The organism is Thermosynechococcus sp. B1 (genome assembly GCF_030322985.1).
GTDB lineage: Bacteria > Cyanobacteriota > Cyanobacteriia > Thermosynechococcales > Thermosynechococcaceae > Thermosynechococcus.
In genome coordinates, this window is record NZ_CP096573.1 from 125,085 (window position 1) to 141,518 (window position 16,434).

The 16,434-nt window shown below is 48.6% G+C and carries 19 protein-coding genes, 1 pseudogene and 1 other annotated feature; of the genes and pseudogenes, 2 read left to right on the forward strand and 18 right to left on the reverse strand.

The genetic code is table 11. From position 1 onward, the window contains the following. Positions 1 to 13 precede the first annotated feature (13 nt). From rplL to secE, 6 genes are all read right to left on the reverse strand, one after another. Entirely contained in the window at positions 14 to 412 is a 399-nt protein-coding gene (rplL, locus tag M0644_RS00605; protein ID WP_149817205.1) for a 50S ribosomal protein L7/L12, read from the reverse strand. A 75-nt stretch (positions 413 to 487) separates the two neighbouring features. Then, positions 488 to 1,015, reverse strand: coding sequence for a 50S ribosomal protein L10 (gene rplJ / locus M0644_RS00610; protein WP_149817208.1), 528 nt, complete (start codon positions 1,013 to 1,015; stop codon positions 488 to 490). An 18-nt stretch (positions 1,016 to 1,033) separates the two neighbouring features. Beyond that, positions 1,034 to 1,166 (reverse strand) — a sequence feature (ribosomal protein L10 leader region). A gap of 27 nt (positions 1,167 to 1,193) precedes the next feature. Further along, positions 1,194 to 1,910 (reverse strand): 50S ribosomal protein L1, encoded by a 717-nt coding sequence (gene rplA, locus M0644_RS00615; RefSeq protein WP_190278287.1) that lies wholly within the window; start codon positions 1,908 to 1,910, stop codon positions 1,194 to 1,196. Between the two features lie 85 nt (positions 1,911 to 1,995). After that, positions 1,996 to 2,421: a 50S ribosomal protein L11 gene (gene rplK, locus M0644_RS00620; RefSeq protein WP_149817213.1), complete on the reverse strand. Its 426-nt coding sequence runs from the start codon at positions 2,419 to 2,421 to the stop codon at positions 1,996 to 1,998. 14 nt (positions 2,422 to 2,435) lie between these two features. Beyond that, positions 2,436 to 3,119: a transcription termination/antitermination protein NusG gene (gene nusG / locus M0644_RS00625; RefSeq protein ID WP_149817215.1), complete on the reverse strand. Its 684-nt coding sequence runs from the start codon at positions 3,117 to 3,119 to the stop codon at positions 2,436 to 2,438. A 30-nt stretch (positions 3,120 to 3,149) separates the two neighbouring features. Continuing rightward, positions 3,150 to 3,365, reverse strand: coding sequence for a preprotein translocase subunit SecE (secE, locus tag M0644_RS00630; RefSeq protein WP_149817217.1), 216 nt, complete (start codon positions 3,363 to 3,365; stop codon positions 3,150 to 3,152). A gap of 95 nt (positions 3,366 to 3,460) precedes the next feature. On the opposite strand from secE, the gene M0644_RS00635 reads away from it, so the two are divergent. Next, positions 3,461 to 4,342, forward strand: coding sequence for an alpha/beta fold hydrolase (locus M0644_RS00635; RefSeq protein WP_286626136.1), 882 nt, complete (start codon positions 3,461 to 3,463; stop codon positions 4,340 to 4,342). A gap of 6 nt (positions 4,343 to 4,348) precedes the next feature. On the opposite strand, the gene M0644_RS00640 is transcribed toward M0644_RS00635, so the two are convergent. Further along, positions 4,349 to 5,143, reverse strand: a complete 795-nt coding sequence (locus M0644_RS00640) for a hypothetical protein (RefSeq protein WP_149817222.1) — start codon at positions 5,141 to 5,143, stop codon at positions 4,349 to 4,351. Positions 5,144 to 5,319: 176 nt separating this feature from the next. Here M0644_RS00640 and M0644_RS00645 point away from each other — a divergent pair, with 176 nt between their 5' ends. Continuing rightward, positions 5,320 to 8,328 carry a glycoside hydrolase family 38 C-terminal domain-containing protein gene (locus M0644_RS00645; protein ID WP_286626138.1) on the forward strand — a complete coding sequence of 1,003 codons (3,009 nt, stop codon included), beginning with the start codon at positions 5,320 to 5,322 and terminating at the stop codon, positions 8,326 to 8,328. Between the two features lie 154 nt (positions 8,329 to 8,482). Here M0644_RS00645 and M0644_RS00650 read toward each other — a convergent pair. The 11 genes and pseudogenes from M0644_RS00650 to pseI (M0644_RS00695) form a co-directional block, all read right to left on the reverse strand. Continuing rightward, positions 8,483 to 8,590: pseudogene (locus tag M0644_RS00650) on the reverse strand (IS630 family transposase); the annotation flags it as partial. Positions 8,591 to 8,821: 231 nt separating this feature from the next. Beyond that, a complete protein-coding gene (locus tag M0644_RS00655) occupies positions 8,822 to 8,992 on the reverse strand; it encodes a hypothetical protein (protein WP_286626139.1) in 171 nt (56 codons plus the stop codon). Between the two features lie 16 nt (positions 8,993 to 9,008). Next, positions 9,009 to 9,080 carry a hypothetical protein gene (locus tag M0644_RS13175; protein WP_399363159.1) on the reverse strand — a complete coding sequence of 24 codons (72 nt, stop codon included), beginning with the start codon at positions 9,078 to 9,080 and terminating at the stop codon, positions 9,009 to 9,011. 136 nt (positions 9,081 to 9,216) lie between these two features. Beyond that, positions 9,217 to 10,260, reverse strand: coding sequence for a pseudaminic acid synthase (gene pseI / locus M0644_RS00660; protein WP_286626141.1), 1,044 nt, complete (start codon positions 10,258 to 10,260; stop codon positions 9,217 to 9,219). Further along, on the reverse strand, positions 10,247 to 10,966 hold the full coding sequence (locus tag M0644_RS00665; protein ID WP_286626142.1) for a formyltransferase family protein: 720 nt from the start codon (positions 10,964 to 10,966) through the stop codon (positions 10,247 to 10,249). Before M0644_RS00665 ends, pseI (M0644_RS00660) begins: the two co-directional genes overlap by 14 nt. Beyond that, positions 10,963 to 11,688, reverse strand: coding sequence for a PIG-L deacetylase family protein (locus M0644_RS00670; RefSeq protein WP_286626144.1), 726 nt, complete (start codon positions 11,686 to 11,688; stop codon positions 10,963 to 10,965). The genes M0644_RS00665 and M0644_RS00670 overlap by 4 nt, the downstream gene beginning before the upstream one ends. Continuing rightward, positions 11,685 to 13,220, reverse strand: a complete 1,536-nt coding sequence (gene pseG, locus M0644_RS00675) for a UDP-2,4-diacetamido-2,4,6-trideoxy-beta-L-altropyranose hydrolase (protein WP_286626146.1) — start codon at positions 13,218 to 13,220, stop codon at positions 11,685 to 11,687. Before pseG ends, M0644_RS00670 begins: the two co-directional genes overlap by 4 nt. Before the next feature lie 61 nt (positions 13,221 to 13,281). After that, positions 13,282 to 13,623, reverse strand: a complete 342-nt coding sequence (locus M0644_RS00680; RefSeq protein WP_286626147.1) for a hypothetical protein — start codon at positions 13,621 to 13,623, stop codon at positions 13,282 to 13,284. 113 nt (positions 13,624 to 13,736) lie between these two features. Continuing rightward, positions 13,737 to 14,744, reverse strand: a complete 1,008-nt coding sequence (locus tag M0644_RS00685) for a transposase (RefSeq protein ID WP_399374051.1) — start codon at positions 14,742 to 14,744, stop codon at positions 13,737 to 13,739. Positions 14,745 to 14,758: 14 nt separating this feature from the next. Continuing rightward, positions 14,759 to 15,322 (reverse strand): bifunctional 2-polyprenyl-6-hydroxyphenol methylase/3-demethylubiquinol 3-O-methyltransferase UbiG, encoded by a 564-nt coding sequence (locus M0644_RS00690; RefSeq protein WP_286626149.1) that lies wholly within the window; start codon positions 15,320 to 15,322, stop codon positions 14,759 to 14,761. 56 nt (positions 15,323 to 15,378) lie between these two features. Next, the gene (gene pseI / locus M0644_RS00695; protein WP_149817230.1) at positions 15,379 to 16,434 is read right to left on the reverse strand and encodes a pseudaminic acid synthase; all 1,056 of its coding nucleotides are present in this window, start codon (positions 16,432 to 16,434) and stop codon (positions 15,379 to 15,381) included.

The window sequence follows — 16,434 nt, forward strand, 5'->3', positions numbered from 1 at the left end:
TGGATACCAAAGACTACTTGATGCTGACTTTGGCGCCGGCTTCCTCGAGTTCTTTCTTAGCGGCTTCGGCGTCTTCTTTGGTGGCACCTTCTTTCACGGGTTTGGGCGTGGATTCCACCACTTCCTTGGCTTCCTTGAGACCCAAGCCGGTCAAAGAGCGCACCACTTTGAGCACGGCAATCTTCTTGTCGGCGGGGACTTCTTCGAGAATGACATCGAAGGCGGTTTTCTCTTCGACTTCTTCTGCGGGAGCAGCAGCACCACCACCCACAGGAGCGGCGACCATCATGCCACCGACCGGCGCAGCGGCACTGACACCAAAGGCCTCTTCAATTTGCTTGACCAGCTCAGCGGCTTCCAGCAGGGTCAAGGATTTCAACTTTTCGAGAATTTCATCGGTTGCAGCAGACATTGTCAACTCCTATCGTTTCAAGGTTAGAAAACAAGAACAGGTGGCTTCCCAAGGGAAACCGAAAACAGGATCGATCTATGCCGCACCTTTGTCGGCGATCGCCTGGGTTGCCCGCGCCAAGGAAGCAGGAACCTCCTTGATGCCAATGGCAATCTTCGCTGTGACGGCATTGAGGGCACCAGCAATCTGCGCCATGAGTTGTTCTTTTGAGGGCAGATCACCAATGGCCTTCACTTGCGCTTCATCAAGGGCCCGTCCCTCCATGACCCCACCGCGTAGGGTGGTTTTTTTCGTGGCCTTTTGGAATTCTTGGTAGGCCTTGATCGTGCCACCAATGTCATCCTTGACCAAGAGGAACGCCGAAGGTCCCTTAAGGAATTGGGTCATGGGTTGCCAAGTGTCACTTTCTTTAACCGCCAATTCCATCAGCGTATTTTTAGTGACCTTGCAACTGGCATTACACTTGCGCAAGCGTTGCCGCAAATCCTTCATCTCAGCATCGGTGAGACCTTGGTAGTCAATCACCAGTGCCATTTGTGACTCGCTCAGGCGTTCCTTTAGCTCCGCCACAATTTCTTTTTTGTTTGCTAGCGTGCGTCCCACGCGCATCACCTCCTGTAGTCAGTGAAAGAAAAACCCCAGCAGTGGTGCCGGGGCGATCGCCCAATCCCAACGGATGGACTTCGCAAACCTCGGCAGGAAGATTATGTCTGAGCCAGACCCCTGCGGTCTTCGGTTTCAGTCTTGAGTTGTCCAGTATTGGGCAATAGGCAAGTCCTCCTTAGGCGGCTTCGGCCAGTTTTAGCTCCCGCAGGGCGTTGATGTCCACTTGAATGCTCGGCCCCATCGTTGCGGCCACATAGACACTGCGCCAGTAGCGACCCTTGGCACCACTCGGGCGGTTGCGGTCAATACTCTCTTGTAGTGCCTTGAGGTTGACGAGCAAGTCTTCGGCGCTGAAGCTAGCTTTGCCAAAGAGCACATGGACAATCCCGGTGCGATCGGCGCGGAATTCCACTTTCCCCGCTTTGAACTCCTGAATCGCTTGGGGCAAGTCAAAGGTCACTGTACCGGCTTTGGGCGACGGCATTAGCCCCCGCGGACCCAAAATCCGACCCACTTTAGCTACTTGGGGCATCATATCGGGGGTGGCAATGAGGAGATCAAAGTCCATCCGCCCCTTTTGAATTTCGTCAATGAGTTCCTCTGAACCCACAACATCGGCACCGGCGGCACTGGCTTCAGTCACTTTTTCACCCCGGGCAATGACCGCCACGCGAATCGTTTGACCGGTGCCTTTGGGGAGCGCCACAGTGGTTCGCAATTGTTGGTCGGTATATTTGGGATCAATGCCCAAGCGGATGTGGGCTTCTGCCGATTCAGGAAATTTGGCTGTGGCCGTTTCCTTCAGCAGTTGCAAGGCCTCAAGGGGAGCGTAGGGACGATCCTCCACCTTGGCATAGAGTTCACGCAGTCGTCGCGAGAGTTTACGCATCAGAATTTACCTCCACGGGGTACTAACGAAACGAAGTTTCTCCCCCCAACACAACAACGGACTCAACAGGAACACACGAAGGAAAGCTTTAGTCAGCAATGGTCACGCCCATATTGCGAGCAGTACCTTCGATAATCCGCATGGCCGCTTCAATATCGTTGGCATTGAGATCCGGCATTTTCTTCTCAGCAATTTCCCGCAGTTGGGCACGGGTGATGCTGCCCACTTTTTTCTTGTTGGGTTCGCCGGAGCCTTTTTCAATGCCCGCAGCTTTTTGAATCAGCACGGAAGCGGGCGGCGTTTTCAGAACAAAGGTGAAACTGCGATCTTCATAGACCGAAATTTCAACGGGAACCACCATCCCCACTTGATCGGCGGTGCGAGCATTGTACTCTTTGCAGAACATCATGATGTTCACACCGTGCTGACCAAGGGCCGGACCAATGGGGGGAGCAGGGTTGGCTTTACCCGCTTGAATGGCAAGTTTAATAACTGCGACGACCTTTTTCGCCATAGTGAGTTAGCGTCCTAATCTACTTTTTCCACTTGAGTCACTTCGAGTTCGACCGGCGTTTCGCGGCCAAAAATCGAGAGTAATGCTTTCAGTTTGCTGCGCTCAGCACTGACTTCAATCACCTCTCCCTCAAAGTCCTTAAAGGGACCATTGAGAACTTTGATCTTATCACCACTATTGAGATCAATGCGGTGCACCGGTTCTTGTTCTTGGGCTTTGCGGAAGATGCGATCCACTTCGGCCGGACTCAGGGGCATGGGCTTGACGTGACCGCGGCCGCGGCCTGTACTGCGGCGTTGCTCGGCACCCACAAAGTTAATCACATTGGGGGTGTTTTTAATTACCTGCCAAGCTTCATCATCAATTTGCCATTCACCTGTTTCGGGGGACTGCTGTGCCCGCACTTGGACAAGAACATAACCGGGAAAAACTTTTTCCTCAATGGTTTGCCGCGAGCCATCTTTTTTGATTTTGATGACGGGGGTTTGGGGAATTTCAATGCGAAAGATGCGATCGGCCACATCCAGCGTATGGAGCCGCTGCTCGATGGTGCTTTTCACTTTTTTTTCGCAGCCAGAGGCCACCTGCACGGCATACCAAAACCGTTTGACCTTACCCGCTTGATCCCCTTCGGCCACTTCAACGGTGTCGTCAAGAGGATCGTTCAGATCAGAATGATCAGTAAATTCACTCACCATAGGCGCGTACTCGTAGGAATCTTTGGCTGTCTAGAAAATCAGTGTGGCCAGCCAACGAAAGAGTTCATCCACTAGGTAGATGACCGCAGCCGAAAGGGAAACGATGAGAATGACTGCCGCAGATTCGCCAATCAGACGCTGGCGATCGGGCCACACCACTTTGCTGAGTTCTTCCTTGGTTTCGCGGAAAAACTCGGTTAGATTAAAGCCACTAGTGGGCTTTTCGCCTTCGGTACTCTTGGTCACGGCGGCACTCCTTAGGGCGGGGGCAGCCCGTTGCTACCCGTTTAATTCAGCGCGATTTATTATCATAGCAGGTTTCTTCTTTTTAGGAAATCCCGATGTTTGATTGCTTGCGATCGCGCACCCTCACGACGGCTATGGGTGAGGTGGCCTACGTTACCAATGATCTCGGCAATGTTAACCCTGCTCGGCCGCCTTTATTTTTTTGGCATGGTTTTGGTGGTGGCTCGAGCCGCTATGAATGGTCGGCAGTTTATCTGGCCTTTTCAGCCGAGTATCCCCTTTTTGCTTTGGATTTGCCCGGTTGGGGCGCCTCTGAGCATCGCGATCAACCCTATACGGTGGCGGCTTATGTGGATCATTTGCTAGAGTGCCTTGGTCAATTGACGGCAGAACCAGCAGTGGTAATCACGTCGTCACTGACGGCAGCCTTTGCTATTCAAGGGGCGATCGCCCATCCCCAACGCTTCTGTGGCCTGATTCTCACCTGTCCAACGGGGCTGAGTGATTTTGGTCAAGATTACCGCCAGACCCCCCTTGCCCAGATTGCCCGCCAGTCCTATGTGGATATCGCCTTTTATCGCCTCGGCGTGGCCAATTCCCTGAGTGTGCAATCCTTTATGGCCAATCAACAGTTTGCCCGACCTAGCCGCATCAGCCCGGAAATGGTTGCCACCTATACGCAAGTAGCGCAGTCGGCGGGGGCAGAATTTGCTGCACTGGCTTTTGTGCGGGGTGATCTCTGCTGCGATCTCAGTCGCTTTTTACCCCATTTGACGGTGCCGACCTATATCGTTTGGGGAGAGCAGGCAAAACTCCCTCCTGTGGCCGTGGGTCAACGCTTGGCACAGTTAAACCCCGACGCGATTCGTGCTTTTGATGTGATGCCAGGGGTGGGACTAACGCCGCAGTTGGAGTGCCCTGCGGTGATGATTGGCTGGATTGATCGCTACCTTGGCCAGTTGCTGGCCTCCCCCTGAGGTGATCTAACGCTGGGCATTGGCAGTGGCGGGTAGGGTTGTGCCATAGACACGGGGGCGATCGCCCTGGGCCAATTGGGTGCTGCCTTGAGTATCCACTGCCCAAATTGTGGCTTTGGGGTTCCCCATGGTTTGGGTTTGAAAGAGCACCCGCTGCGGATCCGTTGTGCTCCAGCCCAAAAGGGTGGCAAAGTCGTATTCATCAGCGGTGGGATAAACCGTGGCCACATGACCCAACCCCGCCTGCCAAATCCACGCGCCATCGCTAATTAAATCAGTGGCAAACAAGCCGCTAAGCTGGCGCACCAAGAGACGATTGCCCGTTTCTGACCAGCCAACTGGAACCAGTACTGCAATCAGACCTTGACCTTGGGGCACCTCTGCCAAAAATTCAGGCGGCATTTCCTTGAGGCTTTCAATGCGCTGCTGACTGCCGCTCTGGCGATCGCGAATTTCCAAAACACTCACCAGTTGTTGCCGATGGGCTTCTGGATGGGCCGTGAAGTAGAGGGTGGCCTGTGCCACATAGCGGCCATCGGGAGAGAGATATTGGGGCGTCTGCTGAGTCAAGCGGAGAGATTTCTTAGCCTTTAGAGCAGCGGCGTGGCCGTCGTCAATCCATTTCCAAGGGAGGGGGAAAGGACTCTGAAGCGGATCCGTGACTACTGTTTCTACGGGTTGATCGGGGGCTGAGGGTCGCTGGGCTTGGGCAGGCGTTACTGGGGCGATCGCAAGGGCTGTCAATATCCCACAGACTGAGGAGATCAAAAAGCCCCGCCACGGCGCAAATCGGGTTACCATGAGGTCACTCCTCTGAAATAAAGTTTGCTTATTTTATTGACAGTTTGGTTAAACGAATGATGACGGCTCCTCACACCTCCAGCATAGCAATTGGCCTAGGCCGATCGCAGGAAAATTAACGAAGTTTTATGATCTTGACAGAATTAGTTAAAAAATCTCGTGACTATTTGCAGTCATTGGCAGTCATTGAGATTCATTCCCAGTGGTTTCCCCTCAGTTCCCCCTCGCTCAAAGATGCGGCGACGACCCCCTATGCAGTGAATGCTAAAGGGCATTTGGCGTGGCCCAAGGGTCGGCACTCCCTCTGGTTGGGGCAGCGAATCACGGTACCCGCGACGGTTCAAGGCTATAGTGTGGCGGGTTTAACTCTACACCTTGATCTCACGTGGTGGGCGGATCAGGCAACGGTGTATGTCAATGGTCAGGCGGTGCATCAGGGGGATTTATTTGATCATTCGGTGAGTCTGTGCCTAGGGGAGGCAGTGACCCCCGGCCAAGCATGGGAGGTGGTGTTGCATCTTGTGAGTCCCGGCCACGATGACGGTGCTTTGGTGAGATCAGGCCTGCGGTTTGAATTGCCAACGGGAGTGGATCCCGACTTTATTGCCACTGAGTTGGACATTTTGGCGATCTTTGGTGAAACCCTCAACCTGCAACCCCTTGAACCCCTGCTGAAGGACGTTTTAGAAAGTCATGGACAGCGCCCCATCTTAGATCCGTTGCTGGCGGAGATCCACGAGAAAATGCAGGCGATCGCCACCCCCTTGCGGGACTTCACCATGCACCTGTGTGGCCATGCCCATCTGGACTTGGCGTGGCTTTGGCCGATCGCCGAAACCTGGCAAGTGGCACAGTCCACTTTTCGATCCGTCTTGCAGCTAAAGGAACGCTATCCCGAACTCACCTTTACCCACTCCACTCCCGCCCTCTATGCCTATTTGCAGACCCATGCCCCAGAACTTTTTGGGCGGATTCAGGAAGCCGTGGCAGCGGGTTGGTGGGATGTGGCGGCAGGTCTTTGGGTAGAACCGGAACTCAATCTCATTCATGCTGAGTCCATTGCCCGTCAGATTCTCCATGGGCAGCAGTACGTGCAGCAGGCTTTTGGTGGCATTAGCCCGATTGCTTGGTTACCCGATACCTTTGGCTTTCCGGAACGGCTCCCCAGTTTCTTGGCTCAGGGGGGCATTCGCTACTTTGTCACTCAAAAATTGCGCTGGAATGACACCACACGCTTTCCCCACGGTTGGTTTGTCTGGCGGGATGTGGCGGGGGCGGCGGTGAATGCCCTGATGTCAGCACCCATTGGCGAGGGCATTGATGCGGTAAAAATGGCTGCCTATGCCCAAGAGTGGTGGCAACAAACGGGATCGCGGCGCAGTCTCTGGCTCCCCGGTGTCGGCGATCATGGCGGTGGACCAACGGCAGACATGTTAGAACGGGTGCGACGCTGGCAACACCTCGGTGGCATTGGGCCGCAGTGGCAATGGACAACGGTGCAGCAGTATTTGGAACAATTAACCCAAGAAACACCCCCCACAACCGTCTGGCACGGGGAACTCTACTTGGAATTCCATCGCGGCTGCTACACCAGCCATGGCGATCAAAAGGCTGCCCACGATCGCGCCCAACGCCAACTGCAAGAGGCGGAACGCTGGTGTGCCCTCGCGGCAATCACAACTTCTTTTTCCTACCCCAAAGAAGAACTCAAAGCTTGTTGGCAACAACTTCTCTTTAACCAGTTTCATGATATTCTCCCTGGCTCCTCGATTCCAGAGGTCTATGCTGAGGTGGCGCCAACGTGGCAGCAACTCCTGACCACGACAGAGACAGTCCTAAGGGAAGCACAAACAGCGCTGTGCCAGTCCATTGACGGCGGTGAACCCCCGGTGAAAGAGGCAATTCCCGTTGTGATTTTCAATGGATTGGTGGGCGATCGCGCCGGGGTTGTCCACATTGACTTGGCACAGCTCCCTGAGGAGGTTTCCTCTTGGCGGGTTTATTGTCCACGGGGCGACTACGATTTACCAGCGCAGTTGAATGCTCCCCAAGGTTGCTTGACGTTTCGTACCCCTGAGGTGCCGGGAATTGGCTACACACTGCTGTGGCTCTGCCCGCGATCGCGCCCTGATACGCTACCAACCCCACCCTTGGGCTATGTCTTAGAAAATAACTATCTCCACGTTGAAATTGATCCGGCAACAGGGGAAATCACCAATCTGTATGACAAGTTGAATCATCGTCCCTGCTTGGGCGATCGCGGTAATCAACTGCAATTTTTCCGTGATCAGGGGCAATACTGGGATGCTTGGAACATTGACCCCAACTATGGGCAGCAGCGACTGCCGGGGGCGACCCTAGAGGCCATTGAATGGGTGACGTGGCATCAACTGGAGCAGCGACTACGGGTCAGATGGCGCTTTCAGTCCTCGCGGATGCAGCAGGAGTATGTGTTGCAGTATCAAACCCCGTGGCTGCGCATTGATACAGTGATTGACTGGCAAGAGGAACATATTCTCCTCAAGACGGCTTTTCCCTTGGCAATCAGGGCTGAGCAGATCACCTGTGAAACTCCCGGCGGCGTTACGCTGCGCCCGACCCTTCCCAATCCCCACCTCAGCGCCCATGAGCAAACAAAATGGGAGGTGCCCTTTTTAACGTGGGTGGATCTGAGTACCCCAGAGTATGGGGTGAGTCTTTTCAGCGACTGCAAGCATGGCCTTGATGCCCAAGCGAATCAATTGCGATTAACCCTGTTGCGATCGCCCACTTGGCCAGATCCGACGAGCGATCGCCGCCACCACCGCTTTAGTTATGGCGTGTTTCCCCACAGTGGCTCATGGCAAGCGGCTGCTGTCTCCCAATGGGCGGCTCAGTTTAATCATCCCCTCCGCAGCGCGATCGCCCCTGTCAACTTGTCAGGCACCTTACCCCCCCACGCTCACCTGCTCCATTGGTCGGATGCCCACATTCAATGTTTGGCCCTGAAACAAGCGGAGGATGGACAGGGTTGGCAATTGCGAGTCGCTGAAGTGGTTGGTGAAGGGGGCACCTTGGAGCTGCACTCAACGTTTATTCCATGGCAAGTCAAAGAGCAGCAAACGCTCCTAGAGACGCCCGCAGGGGACACAGACTCAGTAACCCTCAGCCCGTGGCAAATTCAAGCCTTTCGGCTGCACCCTTGACCTGCAATTGCGCCTTGAGGATTCTTGGCGATTCTGAGACAAATCTCGCTTAGCCAAGCAAATTGATCCCTCACTGCATGGCAGTTCACTACCCATACTCTATTGATGAGTGCTCATTTTTTGCCTTATAGCTATTCCAATAAAGAATGAGACATTATCCAGCACAATAATTGCGAATCACCTCATCAATAGAACTGTTTGACCCTGCATACATCCGCGCTCGCTTCAGCGCACTAAAGTCGTGCTCAATCACATTCAAATCACAAACCCTACCGCATTCAAATATCTGCAAAACAGCATTGGGGCGATGAAGTCTTTCTGGTGTCTATACCGTCCTGCTACTAATACCAATTCAATTTGAAGATAGGGTTAATAAAGGCTGTGTAATGAATGACCAGCCCGTCAAAGAACGAATCACCCCCGCCGTCAGTTGTGACAATACAGCTTGCAGCTTTTGACGCAGGGCTTCCAGCGTCTCGAAGGACTGCCATGCTCATGCTGCTCGCAGATGTTGCCACAACCGCTCAATGGGATTGACCTCGGGGGCAAACACAGGCACGACATTGCCCACAATGCGATGCACCGTCGGGTAGGCGACCTCAAGCTGATGCTCCTGTCGCAGCCACTGCACAATGGCCTTGTAACTGTGGGGTCTTGTAGGCATTCCTGCAACTGTGCCATCACTGCTGGAGTCCTCCTTGGCGATAGGCGTTCAGCCAGCGAGTAATGGTGGACTCGTTGCCATGGAGCAATTGGGCAATTTGTGGACGGCTAATGTTACAAAGAGCTGGTATAATCTACAGCATGCAGCAATCTTTCTGTCATCTATCATCTAAAAAACCATATTATTTGCTTATTATGGCCAATACTACAACAGATAGTACAAACTCAGCCAATATGCTCCCATGAAACAGCCGTACCCCGCTCAATGGCCTGATTCACTCGCTTGCCCAGCAGTACCTCATAGTATTTAGGAGGCAACCCATACCCGGGGCGAATGGAACGAATACACTCTGGCGTAATCACTTCCCCCGCCACCATATCTTTGACAAAGTACAGTGAGCGGCGATACACCAGCGACTTTTTCTCCGCCTCCGTAGGCCCATAGTGCACCCGCCCCAGCGCTTGATAAGCCCGCTGCGTTTCCTCCACCAGCAGTTTCATTTCGTGGGGTTCCAAACTAAAGGCGGCATCTACCCCGCCCTCAGCACGACTCAGCGTAAAGTGCTTTTCAATGACCGTTGCCCCTAGGGCCACCGCCGCTACTGCGACACCGATGCCCAGCGTGTGATCCGATAGTCCCACTTCACAGCCAAAGAGTTCCTTTAGATGGGGAATCGTGCGTAAGTTAGAATCCGTTGGACTCGCAGGATAAGTGCTAGTACATTTGAGCAAGACAATCTGATCATTGCCCGTGGCCCGAATTGTTCGCACCGCTTCATCCAGTTCCGCAAGAGTTGCCATCCCTGTAGACATAATGATGGGCTTGCCCGTTTCGGCCACCCGCCGGATCAGTCCTAAGTCCACATTTTCAAAGGAAGCAATCTTATAGATTGGGCAATCCAACTCTTCAAGAAAATCAACTGCTGTCAGATCAAAAGGGGTGCTAAAGGCAATTAAACCCAGTTCCCGAGCGCGCCTAAAAATAGGCTCATGCCACTCCCAAGGGGTATAGGCTTTTTGGTAGAGATTGTAGAGATATTCCCCTTGCCAAAGACTGGTTTTGTCATGAATGAAAAAATCAGGTTTTTCACAGGAGATTGTGATTGTATCAGCCCTGTAGGTCTGGAGCTTAAGGGCATGGGCACCGGCTTTTGCTACAGCTTCAACAATAGCTAACGCTCTCTCTAAAGATTGATTATGGTTACCCGACATTTCGGCAATAATGAAGGGAACCACCGTTTGGAGTTTATTAATACTAATTTTGCTCATCACTATCTAATGTAGGAAACTTTACTTGCTCAATTTTAACTTGACTTTCAATATAACCATAGCGGAGGTGGGGTGAACAGAAAGAAATACGAAAATTACCAATTTCTAAAAAAGCTGGGGGATATCCCTCACCATCTAGCATTCGAATAAAATCGTACAGCTTTTCAAGAGATGATATTTGACTGATATCAATTCTGCTTTCATCGGGTTTGCGTCGCTTGAAGTAAGTAGGGGTTCCGATTTGGGGTGTAGGAGATGGATTTTCCTTTACAATCCTGATGATCATGTTCTCAATGATCCTACTAGCACGAATTAGTATCTCATCGGCAGTTCCGTGAAGGCTAAGTGGCTCCTTTAGGTAAATTGGTCCTCCATCCAATTCTTTAGTACACTGAATAGCAGAGATAGAAGTACTTTCAAATCCTTGCATAATTAAGTTCTGTAGCGGACTTCCTCCACGTCCAAAAGGAAGATCAGTCATATGAAAAATGACGACTTGAAAATTCTCATAGATTTCTGCTGGAATTAATTTTGACCAATGGGGTACAAAGATCCAGCGAGGTGACAGCTTAGACAAATTATCGTAGGTAAAATCTGATTCTTTTTGAATTAAATGTGTCTTAGTTTTGATTTTTTTTGAAATTGATTCAACTAAAAACTTATTTCTTTCTCTATTCGTAACAATCACGATAGAGTCATAGCTCATCTTACGATCCTCCCAATCTGAAATGCTTCTGCACTAAAAAGACCCACAGATGAGCCACGAATATAGGCTAGGTACTTTACCACATCTATAGAGCGATAGTGAGGATATTGACGCATCTCTTTAGAATACATGTCCAATGCTCTCAATTTAAGGTCAAGTGCATTTTCAGTATCATTCACTTTCTCGGATAAATTCACAAAGTACTGCGGAATAAAAGTATTAAAAGCCGTTGGTGTATTCCATCCAGTGGCAGAGGGTACCTCAAAAAACAGAATCTGCTTTACTGAACTACTAGGCAAGGGGCGTACTGCTGTCATAACTGCTTCATGGGTAATACGGTGATCAATATTGAGATCGCCGTAGTGATGAGTATAGATTATTTCTGGGCGAATGTCATCTATTACTCCCTCAATTACTTTCACAACATCCAGCAAGTCCACGCTGTCCATCCGATTGTCAGGAAAGCCACCAAAGCGCACATCCCTACACCCTACCACTTCCCCAGCCCTTCGTGCTGTTTCCTTCAGTTGCCCCAGTTCCTCCTCCCATTCTTGAATATCTCGCTTGGCACTTCGACTAGTTAGGCCTTCGGCCAAGATTAGAGTAGTTACTTTATCCCCGTGGGCAGCATGTAAAGCTATCGTGCCACCACAGCCAAGAATTTCATCATCAGGATGGGCAGCGACGACTAATACCGATCTGTCTCTAAAATAACTAGTCATTTTTCAGTGTTTGTAATTATTTTTTCAAAAGAGAAGTAGCTAGATTGCTCGATCACATTTTGCTTTATAGCATAGCCACTCTTTTGGAAACAAACTAGCGAAGCAGTGTTCTTTTCCTTTACCTCAGCTGAAATTCTTAAGGGACAACCAAGTTCTTTCAACAAATACTGTTCACCTAGTTCTAAGAGTTTCGAACCGATACCGAAACCTCTGAGTGCACTGGTAATGCTGTAATCTATCAACCATTTTTCATTAAAGAAGTCATATCTTATTTGTCCAATAGGTATATCGTTATACATCAGGATGTATATCTTGACCTTGCCACTGTTTAATTTGTTGTTAAACCATTTGTTATGTTGATTTAGAGTAATAAACCCTTGGTTCCACGAATTTTGACGAACAGTAATATCATTTGCCCAGTAGAACAAATTAATCAAATCATTTTGACTGGCAGGTCTTAACCATAACTGCTTCTGATCAATCAACTGAGTCATCTTTAATACGGCTTTTTTGCTACCTTTGCCATCGGTAATTAAGACATTTGTGACCACTGGCTTAGTATCTAAATCACTGGAATTCAAATGTTTCTTAATCAACTCTCCTAATTTAGAGATATCAAAAATCACAACATCGAAACCATCAGCATGCAAAGCCTCACAGAACTCTACTTGATTATCAGAGGTCACTACAACAATTCCCGTCAAACCAAGACACATTCGCTCCCATGTAATAGAACCTCCAGACCCCAAGTACCATGAGCATCTTAACATGATCTCCGGCATCTCATCGGTTTGAATATGCAACTGTCCTTCAGGGAAATACTGCATTTGCGATTCCACTTCCGCACGGTGAGGATTGGCTCCACCAATCACCACTTCAGGGGCAAAGTCGCCTATTTCCCGCAGGATGCGCAGAGCTTGGGTTGTGTAGTTCTGGGGATCCATCCCGCCAAAAAAGACCATTACCTTACGCGGATCAAACGGTGAGCGTCCTTGACGCTCCAATTTTTCGCGGGCAGCGATGAACTCTGGTCTGAGGAGAGCGTACTCAGGCCCTAGCAACTGGCAACAGTGCGGAGGAACTAAGCCGACGTAGCGATCCCAGCGATGTGTATAGTTTTGATCCAGCAAGACATCACAATCATGGGAACGGTTGGCAAGGTCATCAATGACAAAAATCTGCTTGACGACTGGACGCAACTGCTGCTCCCACGCCTTGTCAATGCCGTAGTGATCGACCACCAGCCAGTCAGGGGTTGCCTCTAGACTTTCGATAATTTGCTTGGTTTGGACTGCATCCACTTCTTGAGGGACGCCTAGGTCAGCGGCTGTTGTGGGTTCAGCTCCCCTTGGCAGCTCATAGACCCTAAAGCCCTTTTTCTGCACAAGGGCGATGATATTGTTTGGATGGTTGCGACAAATGAAAATACAGGTTGCCCCTTGCTCATGCAGCGCTGTTGCCAGTGTCATACACCGCATGATGTGCCCAGTGCCAATGTGGGTTGCCGAGTCGGCACGGAAAACAATGAGCATTTCCTAGCCCTCCTCCCTAGTTAAGTCTTCGCATTTTCCCATGGCAGATTGATCCTTCCAATTACTTCTTAGCAAGCATGAAATCAGGATACTTGCTTGCCCAAATTCCATTCTCAATTCGTAAACAAGGAATACCGCCAATTATCGGATAAACTACGAGTGCTTCTGGGCTGAATAGCATGCCCTCAATGTTAATCAATTCTGTTTTATATTTTGGGCAAACAAGTACTTGATCATCATATGTTGCAGAGCGAGAAGAGATTGCTTCTGCTTTCTTTATGATTGTCACTGCTGTAGGGTTGAGTGGATTCCCGCAGTAAGGAAAAAGAGTATGTTCAATGACCTCAAATCCTAGGGTGTCAGCGTAAGCTTTTAAGTTTCGGCAATAACCATGAAAATCCATTCTTTTCCTAGCATCCTCGCTGGCAAATTCGTAGGCAGGCTCTAGCAATATTAAATATTTTCTTGTAACCCTATATAGCAGAAGTGTTGAATTCTGCAACAAAACTTAACATTTTAAGTGACCAGTAGCTCTGGCTGCCAATCAAAGCTCCAATGCACTATCGAGCAGCGACGACTGAGTTCCAGTTGCAAATATCGCAATTTGTCTAATAGCTTCTTCCCAAAGTATTCAGGTATCTCCACCAGCTCTAAAATTAAATAGGCAATTAAAACCATATAAATCTGATTTATCACCCCGTTCAAACTCTTCGTAATCAACTTGTCTAATGATAAATGCATCTTCAGAAATTTCCATAGGTTCTCAATTGCCCACCGATGCCGATATAACTCACTCACTTCCTCATCACTCAGCTCCTTTAGATTTGTCGCTATACGAAACTCCGTTTGATTCTCGTCAAAAAATTGAACCACGCGATATCTCTCATGATTGAGCTTCATTCTCATGTTATTCTTGATACGTACAACAAATGGGCACTTCCTCTCACTTAGTCGCTCTAAAAATTGCCAGCTCGCAAACCCTCTATCCATGATTACAACAGCGTTCTCAGGGATCATTGCTAGAATCTCCTCTTGAAAGCTCAGGTCATGTCTCTCCCCAAAAGAAATCACCGCTTTACCCATGATGTTCTCTGTTAAATCAAATCCCGTAAGTAACTTCACTTGATGATATTTATAGAACCAAAAGAGTTTACTGGTCAGGGTAATGATGGTTGAATCGATAGGAAACAGCGTCATGCTTGAAGTACGATGTCTCTTTTGAGCTTGAGACATCAGTTGAGTGTAAATCCCCTCAAATAAGCTGGTTGTCCGAGTTTTGTTGGCTTTGGAAAACGTGGACATATCCACTGTAATCCCTGCATGATTCAAGCGATAAAATAAGGCTCTCATACTGGTTAACCCTTGGTCGAGAACGTAGGTCAACCAGATTTTGAAGAACAATTGAGAGTTCAGCACGGGGTAGTCACAGGGGCTGAGCCGATTGAGAATGGACTTGACAAGAGTTGCAAAAGATGCCATAGTAAATTGATTTTTTCTTCTTCTTTTAAGGGAAGAATATGACATTTCTTCCCTTTTTTCTAGCCTCTCAAACTATCTTTCAACACTTCTGAGTCTAAACGGTCAGTCTTAAATTGGACATGCCACAAACCGTCCCCAACATAAGTTGCGTAATTTCTATAGTAGTGCGCCCATCCATTCATAGAAGCATAAATTTTGGAACCAACTTTCATATTGTTATAAAGACACCTAATTGCTAAATCAAAATCTGTATTCGACAAAAAGTCTAAGGTCTGAATCGATATAACTATATCAAAGTTACCTCCAAAGAAAATTTGCTCTGGATTAGGTTTAGGATCAATGACAGCAAAGTGGGAAGCAATATGTGGCATTCTGCTACGAGCAACGGCAATATCGTTAGCCGCAATATCAACTCCGAAACAATCAAATCCTAAATTATCGAAAAAGGCCAAGGCAGCACCTTGTCCACAACCAAAATCTAGTAAACGTTCATGTCCTGAGCCGTCAATACCGTAGTCAAACTTCAGGATTCTGCCATAAAACCTAAAAATAAAGCTCTCTACGTTTGGAGCGTTGTAAGTTCCTGACCAATAACGAGCATTTGTTTGAAGATAGTCGTTCATCGATATTTCCTCTTGAGAATTATTTATGCTCTTAAGACTTAAACAGTTGGCTGAAGTTAGTCAATTATATCCCAAGATAGAGGGGTGCCTGCTTCCATCGTAACTTTAGCTTTTCTTCCGATTACTTGGTCGTAGAACTCAGGTAGTAATCCCCCTGAAGGTCGTATAATACGGACGTTTTCATGCGTAAATGTTTCTCCGCTTTTAATAGATTTCACAACATAGATCGAGGGACGTTCTTTCAGTGAAGTTTTTTCTGATGATAACGGCTCATAACAGACTTTGCCTAAACTTTCCCAAACCATCTCCGTACCTAGTCGAAGCTGGTGTAATTCTGCGGGCTCAATTGAAAAACTTGAATCCACTCCTCTTTCAGAACGGGATAAAGTAAAGTGCTTTTCAATCATCACTGCTCCATGAGCAACGGCAGCAAACGCAGCATAAGGACTCAAAGTGTGATCAGATAATCCTACATAACAATTATAGCGACTTCTCAAGTCTGGTATTGTTAAGATGTTAGCATCTTTTTCAGTTGAAGGATAGGCACTAGTGCATTTTAGTAGAATAAAGTTTTCACAGCCTCTTTTTCTGATTGTTTCTACAGCTTTTTGTATTTCATCTAATGTTGCCATGCCAATAGAAAGGAGCAATGGTTTACCGCAACAGGATGCTTCTGACAGTAGAGGGATGTGAATAAGCTCAAATGATGCAATTTTTATAGCATCGACTCCAATAGATAGGAGAAATTCTAATGAAGAAATATCGAATATAGTACTAATGCAAGCCAAACCTTTATTGCGAGCAAATTTAAATAACTCCTCCTGCCATTCCCAAGGCATGTAAGCCTCAGAGTATAAATCCCAGAGATACTTACCAAACCATGGACTCTCAGAATCATCTATAAGAAACTCATGACGTTTGCTATCAATAGTTAAAGTATCAGGTGTAAAAGTTTGTAACTTTATAGCATCTGCACCATTTTTAGCCGCAGCATCGACAATAGCAAATGCTCTATCTATATTACCATGATGATTACCAGACATTTCGGCAATAATTAAGGGACGATAACTTTGTCCAATAATTTTAGAACCGATTGAAATAGATGTGTTCAT

Excerpts from the sequence above, each read along its gene's own strand:
- M0644_RS00680 (WP_286626147.1), bottom strand. The coding sequence starts at position 13,623 with ATGGATTTTCATGGTTATTGCCGAAACTTAAAAGCTTACGCTGACACC.
- nusG (WP_149817215.1), bottom strand. The coding sequence starts at position 3,119 with ATGGTGAGTGAATTTACTGATCATTCTGATCTGAACGATCCTCTTGAC.
- rplL (WP_149817205.1), bottom strand. The coding sequence starts at position 412 with ATGTCTGCTGCAACCGATGAAATTCTCGAAAAGTTGAAATCCTTGACC.
- M0644_RS00670 (WP_286626144.1), bottom strand. The coding sequence starts at position 11,688 with ATGACTAGTTATTTTAGAGACAGATCGGTATTAGTCGTCGCTGCCCAT.
- rplK (WP_149817213.1), bottom strand. The coding sequence starts at position 2,421 with ATGGCGAAAAAGGTCGTCGCAGTTATTAAACTTGCCATTCAAGCGGGT.
- pseI (WP_286626141.1), bottom strand. The coding sequence starts at position 10,260 with ATGAGCAAAATTAGTATTAATAAACTCCAAACGGTGGTTCCCTTCATT.
- M0644_RS00665 (WP_286626142.1), bottom strand. The coding sequence starts at position 10,966 with ATGAGCTATGACTCTATCGTGATTGTTACGAATAGAGAAAGAAATAAG.
- M0644_RS00655 (WP_286626139.1), bottom strand. The coding sequence starts at position 8,992 with ATGCCTACAAGACCCCACAGTTACAAGGCCATTGTGCAGTGGCTGCGA.
- pseI (WP_149817230.1), bottom strand. The coding sequence starts at position 16,434 with ATGAACACATCTATTTCAATCGGTTCTAAAATTATTGGACAAAGTTAT.
- M0644_RS00640 (WP_149817222.1), bottom strand. The coding sequence starts at position 5,143 with ATGGTAACCCGATTTGCGCCGTGGCGGGGCTTTTTGATCTCCTCAGTC.
- M0644_RS00685 (WP_399374051.1), bottom strand. The coding sequence starts at position 14,744 with ATGTCATATTCTTCCCTTAAAAGAAGAAGAAAAAATCAATTTACTATG.
- pseG (WP_286626146.1), bottom strand. The coding sequence starts at position 13,220 with ATGCTCATTGTTTTCCGTGCCGACTCGGCAACCCACATTGGCACTGGG.
- M0644_RS00635 (WP_286626136.1), top strand. The coding sequence starts at position 3,461 with ATGTTTGATTGCTTGCGATCGCGCACCCTCACGACGGCTATGGGTGAG.
- M0644_RS00690 (WP_286626149.1), bottom strand. The coding sequence starts at position 15,322 with ATGAACGACTATCTTCAAACAAATGCTCGTTATTGGTCAGGAACTTAC.